This is a genomic window from Sphingomonas sp. LM7, assembly GCF_002002925.1.
In the GTDB taxonomy this organism is placed as follows: Bacteria; Pseudomonadota; Alphaproteobacteria; order Sphingomonadales; family Sphingomonadaceae; genus Sphingomonas.
In genome coordinates this window covers 3,427,688-3,445,058 of the sequence record NZ_CP019511.1, presented here as the reverse complement: position 1 = coordinate 3,445,058, position 17,371 = coordinate 3,427,688, and the positions used below count along the sequence as shown (strand labels likewise).

The window sequence follows — 17,371 nt, the reverse complement described above, 5'->3', positions numbered from 1 at the left end:
GGAAGCAAGACAGCTACTGCCCGGCAGTTTCCGGAAGGATGCGATTCCCTGCAGGAATTCTACGCTCGCCCCGCCCGCATGGCAATCAAAACGGACGGCAGCGAAACGTTATTCGGCGATGAGCCCGGCAAAGGGCGGCAGCACGTCGAGCGTGGCGCCGTTGACGGCCTGGACGACGCGACGATCGCGGAAGTCCGCCGGCAGCGGCACCGCCTGTTCGCCCAGGTTGAATGCGCAAAACAGCGCCTGCCCCGCCTTGCGCTCGAAGACCAGCAGCGCATCGCCGGCCTCGCGGATCGCGATCGTGCCGGTGATCAGAGCCGGATGGGCGTGGCGGAGTGCAATCAATTGCCGCGTGAGGTTGAGCAGCGACTGCGGGTCGGCCTCCTGCCGATCGACCGCGAGCGCGGCGTGGTCGCCGCCGACCGGGAGCCAGGGCCTGCCGCTGGTGAAGCCGAGCGCAGGCGCGGCGGCCCGCCACGGCAGCGGCGTGCGCACCCCGTCGCGGCTCAAGGTCAGCGGCCAGTTGGCGATCGCCTCAGGGTCCTGGAGGTCGGCGAAGCCGATCTCGACCTGGGTCAGCCCCAGTTCCTCGCCCTGAAACAGGATCGCATTGCCACGCAGCGACAGCAGCAGCAGCATCTTCACCCGGGCGAAAGCGGCTCGGTGTGCCTCGCCCACCCATCGCGACAGCGCGCGCGGCGCATCGTGGTTCTCGAACGCCCAGCTTGGCCAGCCCATGCCCGGCTCGGCTGGCCAGCCGGCAGCCGCATCGCGCACCAAAGCGGGGGTCAGCCGGTCGGCATAGAGGAAGGCGAAGCTGTACGCGGAATTGAGCCGTGCCTCGCCCGCAGTGAAGGCGTGCATCTCGCCCTCGGGGTTCGGGCCGCCCACTTCGGCGACGGTGAAGCGGCCGCCATAGCTGTCGGTGAGTTTGCGGATCCGCTCGAGGAAGGCCGGGATGTCGGCGTGGCTTTGATTGTAGAGATGCTGCTGGAAATCGAAGCTGCGCGTGCGGGGCTTGCCGGTGTCGGGCGCGGGCGGGTTATCGCGCAGTTCCGGATCGTGCATCGAGAAGTTAAGCGCATCGAGCCGAAAGCCATCGACGCCGCGATCGAGCCAGAATTTGGCCGTCGCCAGCGTCGCGTCCTGGACTTGCGGGTTGTGGAAATTGAGGTCGGGCTGCTCGCGCAGGAAATTGTGCAGATAATATTGGCCGCGGCGTGCGTCCCACGTCCAGGCCGGGCCGCCGAACACCGACTGCCAGTTGGTCGGCGGCGAACCGTCCGCCTTGGGATCGGCCCAGACATACCAATCGGCCTTGGGATTGGTCCGCGACGCGCGGCTCTCCTTGAACCAGAGATGCTGGTCCGAGCTGTGCGAATAGACCTGGTCGATCAGCACCTTGAGCCCGAGCGCATGCGCGCGGGCGACCAAGGCGTCGAAATCGGCGAGCGTGCCGAAGATCGGATCGACGTCGCAGAAATCGGCGATGTCGTAGCCGAAATCGCGCATCGGCGACGTGAAGAACGGCGACAGCCAGATCGCATCGACACCGAGCGACGCGACATGATCGAGATGCGCGGTGATCCCGGCAAGGTCGCCGACCCCGTCGCCGTTCGAATCGGCGAAGCTGCGCGGATAGATCTGGTAGATCACCGCGCCGCGCCACCAGTCGTGCGTGTCGGTATCGAGCTTGTGGGCGAGCAGTTCGTTCATTTCGGCTTTCCGGCGGCGCAGACGGCATAGCCGAACGCGGGTATCGTGAGAGTGAGGCTGCCGGGCGCGGCAGGCGTGGTGGGGCAGACGCCGGCGAGCGCTTCGAACGCCGCCGATCCGGGATCGACTTCGACGTTGCCCGACCAGGGCGTGGCGCTTGAATTAAAGGCGATCAGGATTTCGCCGCCCGTGACCGGGTCGAAGCGCGAGACCGCGAACAGCCCGGACTTGTCACTCGCGAAGCGCAGGATCTGTCGGCCGCGCGTGAGCGCGGGATGGGCGCGGCGGAGCTTCGAAAGCGTGGCGATTTCGCGGAACAGCGGGTGATCGGCGTTAAAATTGGCGACGGCGTTGGTGCGATCGGTGCCGAGCAACTGGTTGTCGTTGTAGACTGCGGTCTTGCTGGCGAACATGTCCTCGCGCGCATTCTGGTCGTCGCCGTCGCCGACGAAGCCCTGCTCGTCGCCCGAATAGATCGTCGGCACGCCGCGCAGCAGGAGCAGCATCGCATGCGCCAGCCGGGTGCGCGCGAGCAGTTCGGACGGGCTCGCCCCAGGCAGCGCCTTGCGGATGAAGTACGCAGCGCGGCCCTGATCGTGGTTGCCGATGAAGGTCGGCAGCCTGCGCGCGGTCGCCTCGCCGCCTTCGTAGAGCGGATCGGCGGCGAACACCGCGGCGAGCTTGTCGGTCCCGGCCTCGCCCGCGCTCACCGCGTTGACCGCGCGCGCGAAGGCGAAGTCGAGCACCGTCGGCAGCTTGTCGATGCGGGTGTGGCGGGCGAGCGCGGCCGGGTCCGGATCGGCGACTTCGCCGAAAATGTGGAAATTGGGGATGCCCTTGGCCTTGGCGCGGGCTTCCATCGCCGGGACGAAGGCGGTCCAAAATTCGGGGTTCACATGCCGCGCGGTATCGATGCGGAAGCCGTCGATGCCGAAGCGATCGATCCAGCTGCCGAAGATCTCGATCATCCCTTCGATCACCCGCGGATGCTCGGTCGCGACATCGTCGAGCCCGACGAAATCGCCCATCGTCGAGCTCTCGCCGGCGAAGGTCGAGTTGCCGCGATTGTGATAATAGATCGGATCGTTGAGCCAGGCGGGGACCTTCACGTCCTTTTCCGCCGCGGGCACGAACGGCGTGTAGGCGTAATCAGGCCGCGTCAGCTTGGCGAAATTCTCGGGCGTCTGGACCCCGTCGCCGGCGAAGCCGTCGTTGATCGCCTCACCGGCGACGCCGCCTTTGCGGCCGTACGGATAGTCGGCGCGGCTGCGGTACGCACAGTCGCCGCATTCGCGATACTGGATCACGTCGGCGGTGTGATTGACGATGATGTCCATATAGACCTTGATCCCGCGGGCATGCGCCGCATCGACCAGGGCCTTGAAGTCCGCATTGCTGCCGAGATGCGGATCGACGCGCGTGAAATCGGTCACCCAATAGCCGTGATAGCCCGCGGACTCCTGGCCCTTGGGACCCTGCACCGGCTTGTTCCTGAAGATCGGCCCGACCCAGATCGCCGTCGCGCCGAGCGCCTCGACATAGTCGAGCCGCTTGAGCAGGCCCTTCAAGTCGCCGCCGTGATAGAAGCCCTTGTGCGTGGGGTCGAAGCCGGTGACCAGCCGATCGCCCTTGAGCCCGCCGCGATCATTGGCGGTGTCGCCATTCTCGAACCGGTCGGGCAGCAGGAAATAGAGGATCTCGTCCTCGGGCAGGCGATCGCGATAGCTTTGCGCGGCAGCGGGGGCTGCGGCGAGCAGGGCGAGTAGGAAGGCGGCGAGCTTCATGCGGCAATATCCTCGCGCGCGGCGCAGTGCTGGCGGATGAAGGCGGCGTGGTCGGGCATCTGCGCGACTTCGCGCGCGGTGAGCTTGGCGAGCAGATCGAGATATTCGGCGATCTGGCCAGACGCGGGCTGGTCGGCGAGCGGATGATACCCCTCCGCCGCGATCCCTTGCCCCGCAAGCACCTGCAGCCAGGCGACTTCGCTGAACAGATCGGCATCCTCGCGGACGATCTGTCCGCAAGCGCGCCACAGCTCGATCTTGTGCGCCAGCCCCTCGGGCAGCGGCGTCTCGCGGCGCGCGTGCCAGAACGGCTCGTCGCGATCGTTGGCCCAATAATGGAGGATCAGGAAGTCGCGGATGCGATCGAGTTCGAGGTTGGTCTGGCGGTCATATTCGGCGCGTTGCGCATCGCTGATCCGGCGCCCCGGGAGCAGCTTGAGGATACGCTCGATCGCCGACTGGATCAGGTGGATGCTGGTCGATTCGAGCGGTTCGAGAAAGCCGCTCGCCAGTCCCACGGCGATGACGTTCGCCTGCCAGAAGGCTTTGCGCTTGCCCGCGGTGAAGCGTAGCGCGCGCGGCTCGGCGAGCGCGGGTTCGTCGAGATTGGCGAGGAGGCGCGACGCCGCTTCGTCGTCGGATAGGTGCGCACTCGAATAGACGATGCCGTTGCCGGTGCGGTGCTGGAGCGGGATGCGCCATTGCCAGCCGGCGCTGTGCGCAGTGGCGCGGGTGTACGGCGTGAAGTCGCGTGCGCGGGCGCTCGGCACCGCGAGCGCACGATCGCAGGGCAGCCAGTGCGACCAGTCCTCGAACTCGACGCCGAGCGTTTCGGCGATCAGCAGCCCGCGAAACCCGGTGCAATCGATAAACAGATCGCCTTCGATGCTGCGATCGCCGTCGAGACGAAGCGCCGTGACGTCGCCGCTCTCGCCGCCACGCAGCACCTCGACGATCTTGCCTTCGTGCCGGGTGACGCCCCGCGCCTCGGCATAATTCCGCAGGAAGCGCGCATAGAGGCCGGCGTCGAAGTGAAACGCGTAGGGCATTTCGGGCAGCATCTGCGCGGTTCGCGCCGGGCCGCGCTGCATCCGGTTGGAGAGTGCCGCCGCGTTGTTGAGCGAATAGGCGGCCAGCGGCTCGGCCACGCCTTCAGCTAGTCCGCGCAGCCAGCTGTGCTGGAACGCGACGCCGCCATTGTCACGGCCGACGTCGCCGAACGCGTGCATGTAGCGCCCGCCCTTCGTCCAGCCGACGAATTCGATGCCCAGTTTGAAGCTCGCCTGGGTGGCGGCGATGAACGCATTCTCGTCGATCCCCAGCCCGGCGTTGAACAGCCGGATCTGGGGGATCGTCGCCTCGCCCACTCCGACCGTGCCGATCGCCTCGGACTCGACCAGCACGATGCTGAAGCCGGGACCGAGGAAGCGGACCAGCGCCGCGGCGGTCATCCACCCCGCGGTGCCGCCGCCGGCAACGACGATGCGATAGGGTTGCTCGAACGCCACGCTACTTTCCTCCGAAAGCCGCGGCCCGGCCTTCGCCCTGCGAAGACCGGGCCACGCACATGCCTCAGAACTTGTAGGTGAGGCCGAGATAGTAATCGCGGCCATAGCGCTGATACTCGCGCGCCAGCCGCTGGTCGCCCGCCTCGCTGGTCACGAACGGCGCGTCGGTGAGGTTCTTCGCCTGGGCGAGGATCGACAGGCCGGTGAGCGGGCCGCTCTGGAACTCATACCCGATCTGGGCATCGAGCACGCCCTCCGCCTTGCCCGTGCGGTACTCCGGATTGGCCGAGAGACCCGCCAGTTCGGCAAGGAATTCGTCACGCCAGCGATAGGTGGCGCGCGCCTGGAAGCCGCTCTTCTCGAAATAGGCGGTGCCCGAGCCGATCCACTTCGACTGTCCGGGCAGCGTCACCGGCGCGTTGTTGGCATAGACGATCTTGCTGTCGACATAAGAGCCGCTGGCGAAGATGCCGAAGCCGTCGAGCGCGCTGCTGAACACGCCGAACGGCAGCGATGCAGTCGCCTCGACGCCAAGGATCTCGCCGCGGCCGGTGTTCGCCGGCTGCCGGACCAGGCCGAACTGCGCGTTCTGCGCCACCACGATCGCGCGCTGCGCCGGCGGCAGCACCGAGAGCAATGCCGAGAAATCATAGAGCACGCTGTCGTTGGGATCGACGAAGTCGGTGAGGTGCTTGAAGAAGCCGGTCAGCGCGACATAGCCGCCCCCGCCGAAATACTTCTCGAACGACACGTCGATGTTGGTCGACTGATAGGGCTTCAGCGCGAAATTGCCGCCGGTCGAGCTGAACGGGCTGTTCTGCGGCTGGCTGCCGGTCCCGATCTTCGAGAAATCGATGCTGACTGCCTGGGTGATACGCTCCTGATCGAGGCGCGGACGGATCATCGTCTGCGCGGCACCGAGCTTGATGAAGAAGCCGTCCTCCAGCTCGACGCTGAACGTCGCCGAGGGCAGGAAGTTGGTGTAGCTCGTCTCGTCCTCGACCGGCGAGGTGGTGACGACACCGGCCTGGAGTGCGGCGATCGCGCCCGACGATCCCTGCTTGGTGTGGATCACCTGCAGGCCGAGCGAGCCCTTCAATGCCTTGCCGCCGACGGTGCCGTCGATTGCCAGCTTGGCATAGCCGGTCAGCACCTTCTCGGTGATCGTGTTGTCGCGGACCAGCGAGTCCGGACGATTGTCGAACACCTGGTTGAGCAGGCCATAGACCTTCATTGGGTCATAGGTCAGCATCGCGGGAACGCCGAGATAGTCGAGCGAGACCTGCTCATCGAGCAGCACGTCGCTGGGCACCGCGAAGCTGGTCGGCGTGCCGCTGGCGACGGTGCAGCCGGTGCCGCCGCCCGGCGGACAGAGGAAGTACGACTTGTAGCGGCTCTGCTTCTCGCGGCGGCTGTAATTCCCGCCGATTTCCCAGCGGTTGAAGATGCTGCCGCCGATTTCACCGTTGAAGCTGGCGCGCAGCGACTTGAGATCGTCGGTGAAGTCCGGGCGGTTGAGGAAGCCCGCCTGCACCACGGTCTGGGTGCCGTTGAAGCCCCAGCCGCGCGGATCGGTCAGGCTGATGATGCCGGTATTGGTGTAATCGAGCGTCGGCACGATGTCGTAGGTGCCGTCGTCATTGTGCGAGATGCGGATCGTGTCCTTGGCGCCCGACGAGTTGTAGCCGGTGCCCGAATAGGTCTCGAGCAGGAAATCGGTGCGCGTCGCGCGGCTCCAGCTGGCATCGACCACGAAGTTGATCGTGTCGCTGAGGCGCAGCTCGTTGTTCCAGCCGAGCGACAGGTTCTTGGCGGTGCGCTTGTTATAGTCGTTGCGCTGGACCGCGACGACATTGGTCAGCGTCGCTTCGGTGACCAGCCCGTCCTCGACGGTATAACCCGGCTGGATGATCGCGTTCGAACCCCAGGTCGGTGCGATCGGGAATTCGATGCCGCGCAGCCGCTGCGTCTCCTCGAAGTTCGAATAGAGCGCGTCGAAGGTCGAGTGGAAATTCTCGCTTGGCGCCCATTCGACGGTCGCGACGCCGCCATAGCGCTTGAGCACGTTCGACTGGACGTAGGGCTTGGCGCCGCCGAGGAACAGATTTCCGCCCGCACCGGGCTCGGGCGGGAAGCCCCAGGCGGCGTAGCGCTCGATCTGGGTGGGCGTACTCTGTGCGGACAGGCCGATCGCAATGCCGAGCGTGTCGTTGGCGAATTTGTCGACAAAGGTCGCCGACGCGCGATAGCCGTAGCGCGAGCCATCGGGATTGAGCTTGTCCTGCTCGTTCATCTGGCCGCGGGCCGAGACGACGAAGGCGCGCTTCGAATCGAGTGGGCGCAGCATGCGCAGATCGACGGTGCCGGCGATGCCCGCGGCGACCAGCGAGGCGTCCGCCGACTTGTAGACATTGACCGTCTTGAAGAATTCCGACGGATATTGATCATACTCGACGCCGCGATTGTCGCCGACGGTGACCTGCTCGCGGCCATTGAGCAGCGTGGTCGAGAAGTCCGGGCCGAGGCCGCGGATCGACAGGCGCTGGTCGCGGCCTTCGAGGCGCTGCGCGGTCACGCCGGGCAGACGGGCCAGCGAATCCGCGATCGATACGTCGGGCAGCTTGCCGATATCCTCCGACGAGATCGAATCGACGATCATCGCCTGGTCGCGCTTGATCGCCGCCGACGAGGCGAGCGAGGCGCGGATGCCGGTGACGACGATGTCGCCTGCCTGGGCCTCTTCCTCCTGGGTCGCATCGGCCGGCGCATCCTGCGCCAGTGCCGGCGCCGCGAATGCCGCAAGTGCCAGCGCTGCCGCAAGTGCCTGGCCGCTTACCCCAAGAGCCATGCGAGTGGCCGATGCGCCACGCGAGTATCTGATCAAAGTCCGTCTCCCCTAAACGCGCTCGCTTCCGGCTCTTCCGGCCGGTCGTTTCGTATTGCGCAACATGTTGCGGGCCATGGACTGCCCGCCGTCGATCCGCACTTCTTCCGAAACAGGGGTGCTCGACCAGCGAACCACATACGTATTCAATGCCGATCCCTGCCCCGCGTGGCCCGTTTACCGCACCCGCGCCGTTGACGCGGCGGGCGATCTGGGCTGTCTGCATATTATGCGGAGCGGCGACTACAGCCGTACGCGGGGAAGGAGCCGCCGGGCATGCAACGCAAGCCGACCTCATTCGACATCGCGCAACTCGCAGGGGTTTCGCAGCCCACCGTATCGCGCGCGCTGCGCGGCGAGCTGGGAGTCAATCCGGCGACGCGGCTGCGGATCGAATCGATCGCCAAGCAGCTCAACTACCGCGTCGACAAGGCGGCATCGAACCTGCGCACGCGGCATTCGCAGACGCTGGCACTGCTGTTCTTCGAGGATCCGACCGCCGACGATTCGCTGATCAATCCGTTCTTCCATTCGATGCTCGGCTCGATCATCCGCGCCTGCGCCGAGCATGACCATGACCTGCTGATCAGCTTCCAGCAGCTCTCCAGCGACTGGCACAATGACTATGAGGATTCGCGCAAGGCCGACGGGATCATCCTGCTCGGCTATGGCGATTACGAGCTGTATCGCTCGCGGCTGCAGGCGCTGGAGGATGCGGGGACGCATTTCGTGCGCTGGGGCTCGGTCCAGTCCGAAGCCTCGGGGCTGACCGTGGGCTGCGACAATCATGGCGGGGGCAAGGAGGCGACGCGCCACTTGCTCGAACTGGGGCGGCGCAACATCGCGTTTCTGGGCAGTGCTTCCAGCCATTATCCCGAGTTCCACGATCGCTATCGCGGTCATGTCGCCGCGCTCAAGAAGGGCGGGGTGATCCCGCGTCCGGGGCTGCAGTTCGACGCGATCACCACCGAGGAATCGGGTGCTGCCGCCGCCAATGCACTGCTCGCCAGCGGCGAGAAGTTCGACGCGATCCTCGCGGCGAGCGACCTGATCGCGATCGGCGCGATGCGCACGCTGCAGGCTGCCGGCAAGTCGATCCCCGACGATGTCGCGGTGGTCGGCTTCGACGACATCCCTGCCGCGAGCAGCGCCGCGCCGCCGCTCACCACGGTGATGCAGGATCCGCGGCTCGCCGGGCGCAAGTTGGTCGAGACGCTGATCGGCCGCATCCGCGAGCAGCCGGTGGGATCGGCGCTGCTGCCGACCAAGCTGATCGTGCGGCGGTCGTGCGGGTCGGCAGGCTAGGCCGACCCTTGCTGTTCACTCCGTTTTGTCACCCCGCCCTTGTGCCGGGGTCCACCACGCCTGGCGAGACGCCGGAGCCGAGGGTCAATTTGCGAGGCGCCCGATGACCGAGAAACCGCGCCAGTCCTTTGCCGGCCTGTGGAACATCTCGTTCGGCTTCTTCGGCATCCAGATCGGATTCGCGCTGCAGAACGCGAATATGAGCCGGATCTTCCAGACCTTCGGCGCCAATATCGACGACTTGCCGTGGCTGTGGGTTGCCGCCCCGCTCACCGGGCTGCTCGTCCAGCCGGTGATCGGGCATCTGAGCGACCGCACCTGGCTCGGCCGGCTGGGCCGCCGCCGGCCCTATTTCTTCGCCGGCGCACTGCTCGCGGCGCTGTCGCTGTTCGCGATGCCGCTGGCGCCGGCGCTGTTGTTCGCCGCAGTGATGCTGTGGGTGCTCGACGCCTCGATCAACGTCTCGATGGAGCCGTTCCGCGCCTTTGTCGGCGACATGCTGCGCAAGGACCAGCACGCCGCGGGCTATGCGCTGCAGACGGCGTTCATCGGCGCGGGCGCGGTGGTCGGCTCGATCTTCCCCTGGGCGCTCGAGCATTTCGGCGTGTCCAACACGGTGGTCGACGGCCGCATCCCCGACACGGTGCGCTACGCCTTCTGGTTCGGCGGTGCCGCGCTGTTCCTCTCGGTGCTGTGGACGGTCGTCACCACTCGCGAATACGCGCCCGACGCCATGGCGGCATTCGACGCACCCGCCGAAACGCAAGACCCCGCGCGCCCGCTCGCGACGCGCAGCTATGCCGCCAGCGCCGCGTGGCTCGCCGCCGGCGCTCTGGTCGTCTGGGCGGTCGGCCAGTTCGGGCTCGAAAAGGAAGTCTATCTGCTCGGCGCGCTGCTGCTCGGCTATGGCCTGGCCAGCGCCGTCGCGATCGCGCTGGCCAGCGCCGGATCCGCGACCAACATGCTGAGCAGCATCGTCGGCGATTTCTCCGGCATGCCGCTGCTGATGAAGCGGCTTGCGGTCGCACAGTTCTTCAGCTGGTCTGCCTTGTTCATCATGTGGATCAACACTACGCCGATCGTGACCCAGGTCTTCTATGGCGCCGCCAACGCCACCGACGCGCGCTATCAGCAAGGCGCGAGCTGGGTCGACGTGCTGTTCGCCACCTATAACGGCGTCGCCGCGATTGCGGCGCTGACGCTGCTCCCCTTCCTGGCCGCGCGCATCGGCCAGGCCCGCACTCATATCGTCGGGCTACTGTGCGGCGCGGCGGGCTATGCCAGCTTCTTCCTGATGCCCGACCGGCACTGGCTGCTGCTCAGCGAAGTGGGCATCGGCATCGCCTGGGCGTCGATCCTCGCAATGCCCTATGCGATCCTCGCCTCCAGCCTGCCGCAGAAGAAGCTCGGCATCTATATGGGGTTGTTCAACGTCTTCGTGGTGATGCCGCAATTGCTGGTCGCCACGGCGATGGGATCGATCATGAAGCGCTTCTTCCCCGGCGAGCCGATCTGGACGATGGCGTTCGCGGCCGGAACGCTGGTGCTCGCCGCGCTGGCGATGACGCGCGTCGATCGGCTGACGCGCAATTTGCGCTAGGACAATTCGTCCACTGTTGCGCGGCCTGGGCACTACCCAAATGACAGGCTGCGGTTGATCCGTCTCGCCGCACCCCCATTTCGCAAGGCGAAGAGGACATCGCATGTCTACCGATCACAGCAAGGCCTGGAGCGAATTCCGCCGGATGATGGTGTGGATCGCATTTGCCGGCGTATTGATGGTGATCGGCGCGCTCTGGTATCTCTCGATCCACGACGCGCTTTATCCTTCGGCGATCGTCGCGACGATCGGCGGCGTCTTCCTCTCGACCTTGCTCGGCTGCGGATTGTTCGCCGCGGCGTTTTTCAGCGACAAGAGCGGGCATGACGACGATGTCAGCAACGCCGCGCATCACGAGCCGCGCGACGGCGACTGACTTGCCGGCGCGAAACCTTTCGTTTCCCGGTGTTGGCTTGATCCGCACCCGCACAAGCGCCACATGCCAGCCATGCTGATCGAGACCGAAGCCACGCCCAACCCGGCCACGCTCAAATTCCTTCCCGGACGCACGGTGATGGACGCGGGCACCCGCGACTTCGCCAGCCCGGAGGATGCCGAGGCATCGCCGCTGGCCAGCGCGCTGTTCTCCTTCGGCGACGTGACCGGGGTGTTCTTCGGCCGCGACTTCATTTCTGTCACTGCGGGCCCGGGCGTCGAATGGCGCGATCTCAAGCCCGACGTGCTGGCGATCCTGCTCGATCATTTCTCGGCCAACATGCCGCTGTTCAATGCCGGCACCGCCGCGGGCATCTCGGTCCCGCCCGAATCGGCCGATTTCGGCGACCATCCCGAAGATGCCGAGATCGTCGCGCAGATCCGCGAACTGATCGAGACGCGCATTCGCCCCGCGGTCGCCAATGACGGCGGCGACATCGTCTATCGCGGCTTCGACGCGGGCAAGGTCTATCTCCAGATGCAGGGCGCCTGCGCCGGCTGCCCGTCTTCGAGCGCGACGCTCAAGAACGGGATCGAGCAATTGCTCAAATACTATGTTCCCGAAGTCACCGAAGTCCGCGCCATCTAGTCGCGCGTTCCCGCTGAAAGGATATTGAATATGGGCCGTCCCCTCGATGATGCGGGGCTGGATACGATCTTTCGTACCGCGCGCAGCTATAACGGTTTCGACGACACGCCGGTGACCGACGCCGACATCCGCCGCATCTACGATCTGGTGAAGATGGGCCCGACCTCCGCCAACCAGCAGGCGGCGCGCTTCGTCTGGGTGACCAGCCAGGAAGGCAAGGACAAGCTCGCCGAGCTGTCGAGCGGCACCAATGGCGACAAGATCCGCAAGGCGCCGGTCACCGTTATCATCGCGATGGACCTCGCGTTCAACGAACAGCTGCCCTGGCTCTTCCCGCACGCGCCGACCGCCAAGGACTGGTTCGCCGACGACACCGCGCGCTACACCCACGCCTTCCGCAATTCGTCGCTGCAGGGCGCCTATTTCCTCATCGCGGCACGCGCGCTCGGCTTCGATACCGGTCCCATGTCGGGATTCGACAACGCCAAGGTTGACGCAGCGTTCTTCAGCGACCAGCCCAATCTGAAATCCAACTTCATCTCAACGCTGGGCCATGGCGACCCCTCCACCATCTTCGAACGGCTTCCCCGTCCCGAATTCGATCAGTTCAACCGCGTCGTCTGACGCATTGGCGACGCTCGTCATCGAGACTGCGACTGCCGCCTGTTCGGTAGCATTGCTGCAGGACGGCGAAGTCATCGCCAGCGGACACGAAGTGGTCGGACGCGGCCATGCCGAGCGCCTGGTGCCGATGATCGGCGCGCTGCCCGGGCAGGGCCGCGCGCCGCGCATCCTCGTCGATGTCGGTCCCGGCAGCTTCACCGGCGTGCGTGTCGGGCTCGCCGCGGCGCTGGGCCTGGCGATCGGCTGGAAAGCGGAAGTAACGGGCTATTCGTCGCTCTCGCTGGTCGCCGCGGCCGGCTTCGCGGCGCATCCGGAATGGCCCGCACTTGCCGTGATTCTCGAAGGCGGGCACGGTGAGGTCTTCATGCAATCGTTCACGGCATCGCCGCTCGCGCCCGACGGCCCCTTGCAGTCGCTGCTTCCCGCCGCAGCACTGGCGGCGCTCGGCGGCCGGCCCGCGATCGGCAACGGCGTCCGCCATCTGTCCGCGCTGGCACCCGACGCCCTGCTGATCGAGTCGCTGCCCGACGCCAGCGACGCCCGCCTGCTTCCCGCCGCGCTGGCTGCGCTTCCCGCGCGCCCGATCTATGGCCGCGCACCCGACGCGAAGACGCTGGCCGAGCGCGGGCTGGCATGAGCGGCACGCTCAATCTGACCGAGCTGCGCGAAGGCGGCTCGCAGGACCTGATCGAAGTCAGCCGCATCATGGCAGATGCGTTCGATCCGCGCTTCGGCGAGGCGTGGACCAGCGCGCAGTGCCTTGGCATGCTCTCGCTCCCCGGCGTGTGGCTGGTGATCGCCAGCCTCGATGGCGGCGATGCAGGCTTCGCGCTCGCACGCACGACCGCCGAGGAAGCCGAGCTCCTGCTGCTCGCGACTCGCCCTGCCGCGCGACGGCGCGGAGTCGCCGGGGCACTATTGCGTGCAGTGATCGCCGAAGCCCGGACGCGTGGAGTCGAGCAACTTCATCTGGAGGTACGCTCGGGAAACGATGCCGTCCGGCTATACCGTCGCGAAGGTTTCGAGAAGGTCGGCGAGCGAAAGAACTATTACAGAGGCAAGATGGGACAAGCGTTTGACGCCCACACCTATGCGCGCGAGCTTCGCTGATTTTTTCCGTAACTGAAGGTTAACGACTTGCCTTTGGTTTGGGATGGTCCGATAGGGTCGCCGTAGGCGACACCTATAGTCGCCATTAAATCGGGTCGAAGGAAATAAGATGGACGGTTCAGCTGAGATTCAGGAAACACTAATCACGCTTACTGCGGATATTGTTGCAGCACATGTGAGCAACAATAGCGTTGCTGTTTCCGATCTTCCGGTGCTTATTCAGAACGTACATGGCGCATTGACTGGCCTTGGCAATGCCGCCGCAGAGCCGGAAGTGAAGCAGGAGCCTGCGGTTTCGATCCGTTCTTCGGTGAAGCCGGACTTCATTGTCTGCCTCGAAGACGGCAAGAAGCTCAAGATGCTTAAGCGTCACTTGATGACGCACTATCAGATGACTCCGGAACAGTATCGCGCGAAGTGGAACCTTCCTGCTGACTATCCGATGGTCGCTCCCAACTATGCCGAGCAGCGCCGCACGCTCGCAAAGAAGATCGGTCTGGGCACCAAGCGCCGCAAGCGCTGAATATTCGCCCTCGCGAACGCGATCTTGCGCCGGCCGGAGCACACGCTTCGGCCGGCGTTTTGCTGCCCTCTTCCCCCTCGCGCGCAATGCCGTTACATCGGCGCCATGCCGCGCAAAATTGATCTCGAACAACTCTGCCACGATAAGGGGCTGCGCATCACCGAGCAGCGCAAGGTGATCGCCCGCGTCCTTTCCGATGCCGAGGATCATCCCGACGTCGAAAAAGTCTATGAACGCGCCTCCGCGATCGATCCCGGCATCTCGATCGCCACGGTCTATCGCACCGTGCGGCTGTTCGAAGAGGCCGGCATCCTCGACCGCCACGATTTCGGCGACGGCCGCGCGCGCTACGAGCCCGCGCCCGAAGCGCATCACGACCATCTGATCGACGTCGAATCGGGCAAGGTGATCGAATTCGTCGATCCCGAGCTTGAGCTGCTCCAGAAGCAGATCGCCGAGCGGCTGGGTTTCCGCCTCGTCGATCATCGGATGGAACTCTACGGCGTCGCGCTCGACCGCAAGGCGTAAGCCCACCGACCGTTCGCACGGAGCTTGTCGAAGTGCGCCTTGCCACAAGGGACGAACGCCGTGGATAGCCGCCCTTCGACAAGCTTAGGGCGAACCGATACCGGCGGCGATCGCCGCGCCGAAGCTGCGGACGGCATTCCGACCAGGCTGACTTTCGCCGAGCAGGTGCGGATGTGGGGCCGCGTCGCATTGCTGCTGCTCGCAGTGCTCAGTCATGTTCCGATGCACTATCTGTGGCGGCTGCTGCGGCTGTCCTCGCCCTGGCCGCGCTGGTTCCTTGGCCGCGCCGCCTGGATCGCCGGGGCGCGAGTCGTCCGGGTCGGCGTGCCGCTACGCCGCGACGTCTTCTACGTCTCTAACCATTTGAGCTGGATCGACATCCTCGCGCTGGGCGGGGCGAGCGGCACTGCGTTCGTCGCCAAGGCCGAGATCGGCGCCGCGCCGGTGATCGGATGGCTCGCCGGGCTCAATCGTACCGTCTACGTCAAGCGCGAGAACCGGCTGGGCGTCGCCGAGCAGATCAACCAGCTGCGCGACGCATTGGCAGAGAATTGGGCGATCACCGTCTTCCCCGAAGGCACCACCACCGACGGCAAGTCGCTGCTCCCGTTCAAGACGCCGATGCTGCGCGTGCTCGAGCCGCCGCCCCCCGGCGTGATGGTCCAGCCGGTGCTGCTCGATTATGGCGACGCGAGCGAGGAGATCGGCTGGATCGGCCAGGAGCGCGGTCTCAACAATGCCAGGCGCATCCTGGCGCGCAAGGGCGGTTTCGCCCTCAAGGTCCATTTCCTCGAGCCGTTCTTCCCCGCCGACTTCCCCGGCCGCAAGGCGATTGCCGCCGAGAGCCGCCGCCGCATCGAGGACGCGCTGGTGGGGGCGCTAGGCCTTCCGCTGCGCCCGTTCCGGTTTGCCGAGGAGGCGATCGGGTACAAGCCATCGCCGCAACCCTAGTCGCCACCCCGGGGTGACGGATTGTGCCATGCAAGCTATAGCCGCCCCCAAATGAAACCGATCCCGAAAACCTTCCACGTCAAGTCGTTCGGCTGCCAGATGAACGTCTATGACGGCGAGCGCATGGGCGAGCTGATGGCCGCGCAGGGCATGACGCCGATCGACGACGCCGGTGCCGCCGACCTCGTCGTGCTCAACACCTGCCACATTCGCGAAAAGGCTACCGACAAGGTCTATTCGGACATTGGCCGCCTGCGGAAACACGGCAAGGACCCGATGATCGCGGTCGCCGGCTGCGTCGCGCAGGCCGAGGGCGATGTGATCATCGCGCGCGCCAAGGTCGATGTCGTCGTCGGCCCGCAGGCCTATCACAATCTGCCCGCCTTGGTCGCGCAGGCCGCCGCGGGCACCGCCGCGCTCGACACCGACATGCCGACCACCGCCAAGTTCGGCGCGTTGCCCGCGCGGCGGAAGGTCAGCCCCTCGGCGTTCCTCACCGTGCAGGAAGGCTGCGACAAATTCTGCACCTATTGCGTGGTGCCCTATACCCGCGGCGCCGAGATCAGCCGGCCGTTCGACGCGATCGTCGACGAGGCGAAGGCGCTGGTCGATGCCGGCGCGCGCGAGATCACGCTGCTCGGCCAGAACGTGAATGCGTGGGACGATGCCGGGGGCCGCGGCTTGCACGGGCTGATCCGCGCGCTCGACCGGATCTCGGGGCTGCACCGCATCCGCTACACCACCAGCCATCCCAACGACATGCGCGAAGGCCTGATTCGCGCGCATTCCGAGGTCGAGAAGCTGATGCCGTACCTACACCTCCCCGTACAAGCCGGCAGCGACCGCATCCTCAAGGCGATGAACCGGTCGCACACCCGCGACTCCTACCTCAAGCTGCTCGATCGCGTCCGCGCCGCACGGCCCGACATCGCGCTGTCGGGCGACTTCATCGTCGGCTTCCCCGGCGAGACCGAAGAAGACTTCGCCGAGACGCTGAGCCTGATCGATCAGGTCGGCTATGCCGCGAGCTTCAGCTTCAAATACAGCCCCCGCCCCGGCACCCCCGCCGCCGAGATGACCGATGGCTTCGTGCCTGAGGAAGTAATGGTCGAGCGGCTCGCGCGGCTCCAGGCATCGATCGCCCGCGACCAAGCCGCGTTCAACGCCGCGACTTTCGGCAAGCGCTGCACCGTGCTGATCGACCGCAAGGGCAAGCTGCCGGGCCAGATGCTCGGCAAGTCGCCCTGGCTGCAGTCGGTCCATCTGATGACGGATGCGAAGATCGGCGATCTGATCGAAGTGGACATCGTGCGCGCCGATCCCAATTCGCTGGCGGGCGTCGAGCTACGGCGGGCGGCGGCCTAGTCCCGGTCCCCGTCGTGGATCGTCGACGCGATCATGATCGTTCCCGAATAATCCGGAGCGGCCCTCTGCCGTTCGGCCTCGGCGCGCACCCGGCCCTTTCGCCCTTCGCGCGATAAGGCGGCCCGCTTCGCGTGCGCGACGACTTCGCCGAGCGGCATGTCGGGCGACTTCGTCCAGCCGCCGACGCGCTCCACGTCATGCGCCAGCGAGCTGACGATGACTTCGGCGGCGCGTTCGTCAACGCGCTCGACGACCTTGAGCGCGTGCACTGCCTTGCGGCGCGATTTGCGGTTTTCGCCGGCCTTTCGCGCCGGGATCGCCTTGCGCGACGCCTTGTCGCTCTCGCCATAGGCGTTCCGCCGGTCCTTGGCCAAACTCAGCGCCTTCTTGTCCTGCGGCGTTCGCGTGATGGGGGGACGGCCCTTCATGTGACTTTCATCGCACAG

The 17,371-nt window shown here is 66.0% G+C and carries 16 protein-coding genes; 11 read left to right on the top strand and 5 right to left on the bottom strand.

Going from position 1 to position 17,371, the window contains the following annotated elements:
- Nucleotides 1–108: 108 nt before the first annotated feature.
- The 4 genes from BXU08_RS16045 to BXU08_RS16030 all read right to left on the bottom strand — a co-directional run bounded on the left by BXU08_RS16045 (nt 109) and on the right by BXU08_RS16030 (nt 7,859).
- Entirely contained in the window at nt 109–1,719 is a 1,611-nt protein-coding gene (locus tag BXU08_RS16045; RefSeq protein WP_077510964.1) for an alpha-glucosidase, read from the bottom strand.
- Nucleotides 1,716–3,503, bottom strand: coding sequence for an alpha-amylase family glycosyl hydrolase (locus BXU08_RS16040; protein WP_077510963.1), 1,788 nt, complete (start codon nt 3,501–3,503; stop codon nt 1,716–1,718). The genes BXU08_RS16045 and BXU08_RS16040 overlap by 4 nt, the downstream gene beginning before the upstream one ends.
- Complete coding sequence (locus BXU08_RS16035; protein WP_290439629.1) at nt 3,500–5,011, bottom strand: tryptophan halogenase family protein; 1,512 nt, start codon at nt 5,009–5,011, stop codon at nt 3,500–3,502. Before BXU08_RS16035 ends, BXU08_RS16040 begins: the two co-directional genes overlap by 4 nt.
- A gap of 64 nt (nt 5,012–5,075) precedes the next feature.
- Nucleotides 5,076–7,859, bottom strand: a complete 2,784-nt coding sequence (locus BXU08_RS16030; RefSeq protein ID WP_077510961.1) for a TonB-dependent receptor — start codon at nt 7,857–7,859, stop codon at nt 5,076–5,078.
- 312 nt (nt 7,860–8,171) lie between these two features.
- On the opposite strand from BXU08_RS16030, the gene BXU08_RS16025 reads away from it, so the two are divergent.
- The 11 genes from BXU08_RS16025 (at nt 8,172) to miaB (ending at nt 16,925) form a co-directional block, all read left to right on the top strand.
- A complete protein-coding gene (locus BXU08_RS16025) occupies nt 8,172–9,200 on the top strand; it encodes a LacI family DNA-binding transcriptional regulator (RefSeq protein WP_077510960.1) in 1,029 nt (342 codons plus the stop codon).
- Nucleotides 9,201–9,303: 103 nt separating this feature from the next.
- Nucleotides 9,304–10,800, top strand: coding sequence for an MFS transporter (locus BXU08_RS16020; protein WP_077510959.1), 1,497 nt, complete (start codon nt 9,304–9,306; stop codon nt 10,798–10,800).
- A gap of 103 nt (nt 10,801–10,903) precedes the next feature.
- Entirely contained in the window at nt 10,904–11,176 is a 273-nt protein-coding gene (locus tag BXU08_RS16015; RefSeq protein ID WP_253190396.1) for a hypothetical protein, read from the top strand.
- A gap of 72 nt (nt 11,177–11,248) precedes the next feature.
- Entirely contained in the window at nt 11,249–11,824 is a 576-nt protein-coding gene (locus tag BXU08_RS16010) for a NifU family protein (RefSeq protein WP_077510958.1), read from the top strand.
- A gap of 30 nt (nt 11,825–11,854) precedes the next feature.
- Entirely contained in the window at nt 11,855–12,448 is a 594-nt protein-coding gene (locus BXU08_RS16005) for a malonic semialdehyde reductase (protein WP_077510957.1), read from the top strand.
- 4 nt (nt 12,449–12,452) lie between these two features.
- Entirely contained in the window at nt 12,453–13,085 is a 633-nt protein-coding gene (tsaB, locus tag BXU08_RS16000) for a tRNA (adenosine(37)-N6)-threonylcarbamoyltransferase complex dimerization subunit type 1 TsaB (RefSeq protein WP_077510956.1), read from the top strand.
- Nucleotides 13,082–13,558 carry a GNAT family N-acetyltransferase gene (locus BXU08_RS15995; RefSeq protein WP_077510955.1) on the top strand — a complete coding sequence of 159 codons (477 nt, stop codon included), beginning with the start codon at nt 13,082–13,084 and terminating at the stop codon, nt 13,556–13,558. Before tsaB ends, BXU08_RS15995 begins: the two co-directional genes overlap by 4 nt.
- 109 nt (nt 13,559–13,667) lie before the next feature.
- Nucleotides 13,668–14,081, top strand: a complete 414-nt coding sequence (locus BXU08_RS15990) for a MucR family transcriptional regulator (RefSeq protein ID WP_077510954.1) — start codon at nt 13,668–13,670, stop codon at nt 14,079–14,081.
- A gap of 105 nt (nt 14,082–14,186) precedes the next feature.
- The gene (locus BXU08_RS15985; RefSeq protein WP_077510953.1) at nt 14,187–14,609 is read left to right on the top strand and encodes a Fur family transcriptional regulator; all 423 of its coding nucleotides are present in this window, start codon (nt 14,187–14,189) and stop codon (nt 14,607–14,609) included.
- A gap of 171 nt (nt 14,610–14,780) precedes the next feature.
- On the top strand, nt 14,781–15,560 hold the full coding sequence (locus BXU08_RS15980) for a 1-acyl-sn-glycerol-3-phosphate acyltransferase (protein WP_150125663.1): 780 nt from the start codon (nt 14,781–14,783) through the stop codon (nt 15,558–15,560).
- A gap of 51 nt (nt 15,561–15,611) precedes the next feature.
- A complete protein-coding gene (miaB, locus tag BXU08_RS15975; protein WP_077510952.1) occupies nt 15,612–16,925 on the top strand; it encodes a tRNA (N6-isopentenyl adenosine(37)-C2)-methylthiotransferase MiaB in 1,314 nt (437 codons plus the stop codon).
- On the opposite strand, the gene BXU08_RS15970 is transcribed toward miaB, so the two are convergent.
- Nucleotides 16,922–17,353 carry a hypothetical protein gene (locus BXU08_RS15970; RefSeq protein ID WP_077510951.1) on the bottom strand — a complete coding sequence of 144 codons (432 nt, stop codon included), beginning with the start codon at nt 17,351–17,353 and terminating at the stop codon, nt 16,922–16,924. The two genes, miaB and BXU08_RS15970, sit on opposite strands and share 4 nt — an antisense overlap.
- Nucleotides 17,354–17,371: the final 18 nt, after the last annotated feature.

Excerpts from the sequence above, each read along its gene's own strand:
- BXU08_RS16045 (WP_077510964.1), bottom strand. The coding sequence starts at position 1,719 with ATGAACGAACTGCTCGCCCACAAGCTCGATACCGACACGCACGACTGG.
- BXU08_RS16040 (WP_077510963.1), bottom strand. The coding sequence starts at position 3,503 with ATGAAGCTCGCCGCCTTCCTACTCGCCCTGCTCGCCGCAGCCCCCGCT.
- BXU08_RS16030 (WP_077510961.1), bottom strand. The coding sequence starts at position 7,859 with ATGGCTCTTGGGGTAAGCGGCCAGGCACTTGCGGCAGCGCTGGCACTT.
- BXU08_RS16025 (WP_077510960.1), top strand. The coding sequence starts at position 8,172 with ATGCAACGCAAGCCGACCTCATTCGACATCGCGCAACTCGCAGGGGTT.
- BXU08_RS16020 (WP_077510959.1), top strand. The coding sequence starts at position 9,304 with ATGACCGAGAAACCGCGCCAGTCCTTTGCCGGCCTGTGGAACATCTCG.
- BXU08_RS16015 (WP_253190396.1), top strand. The coding sequence starts at position 10,904 with ATGTCTACCGATCACAGCAAGGCCTGGAGCGAATTCCGCCGGATGATG.
- BXU08_RS16010 (WP_077510958.1), top strand. The coding sequence starts at position 11,249 with ATGCTGATCGAGACCGAAGCCACGCCCAACCCGGCCACGCTCAAATTC.
- BXU08_RS16005 (WP_077510957.1), top strand. The coding sequence starts at position 11,855 with ATGGGCCGTCCCCTCGATGATGCGGGGCTGGATACGATCTTTCGTACC.
- BXU08_RS15995 (WP_077510955.1), top strand. The coding sequence starts at position 13,082 with ATGAGCGGCACGCTCAATCTGACCGAGCTGCGCGAAGGCGGCTCGCAG.
- BXU08_RS15990 (WP_077510954.1), top strand. The coding sequence starts at position 13,668 with ATGGACGGTTCAGCTGAGATTCAGGAAACACTAATCACGCTTACTGCG.
- BXU08_RS15985 (WP_077510953.1), top strand. The coding sequence starts at position 14,187 with ATGCCGCGCAAAATTGATCTCGAACAACTCTGCCACGATAAGGGGCTG.
- BXU08_RS15980 (WP_150125663.1), top strand. The coding sequence starts at position 14,781 with ATGTGGGGCCGCGTCGCATTGCTGCTGCTCGCAGTGCTCAGTCATGTT.
- miaB (WP_077510952.1), top strand. The coding sequence starts at position 15,612 with ATGAAACCGATCCCGAAAACCTTCCACGTCAAGTCGTTCGGCTGCCAG.
- BXU08_RS15970 (WP_077510951.1), bottom strand. The coding sequence starts at position 17,353 with ATGAAGGGCCGTCCCCCCATCACGCGAACGCCGCAGGACAAGAAGGCG.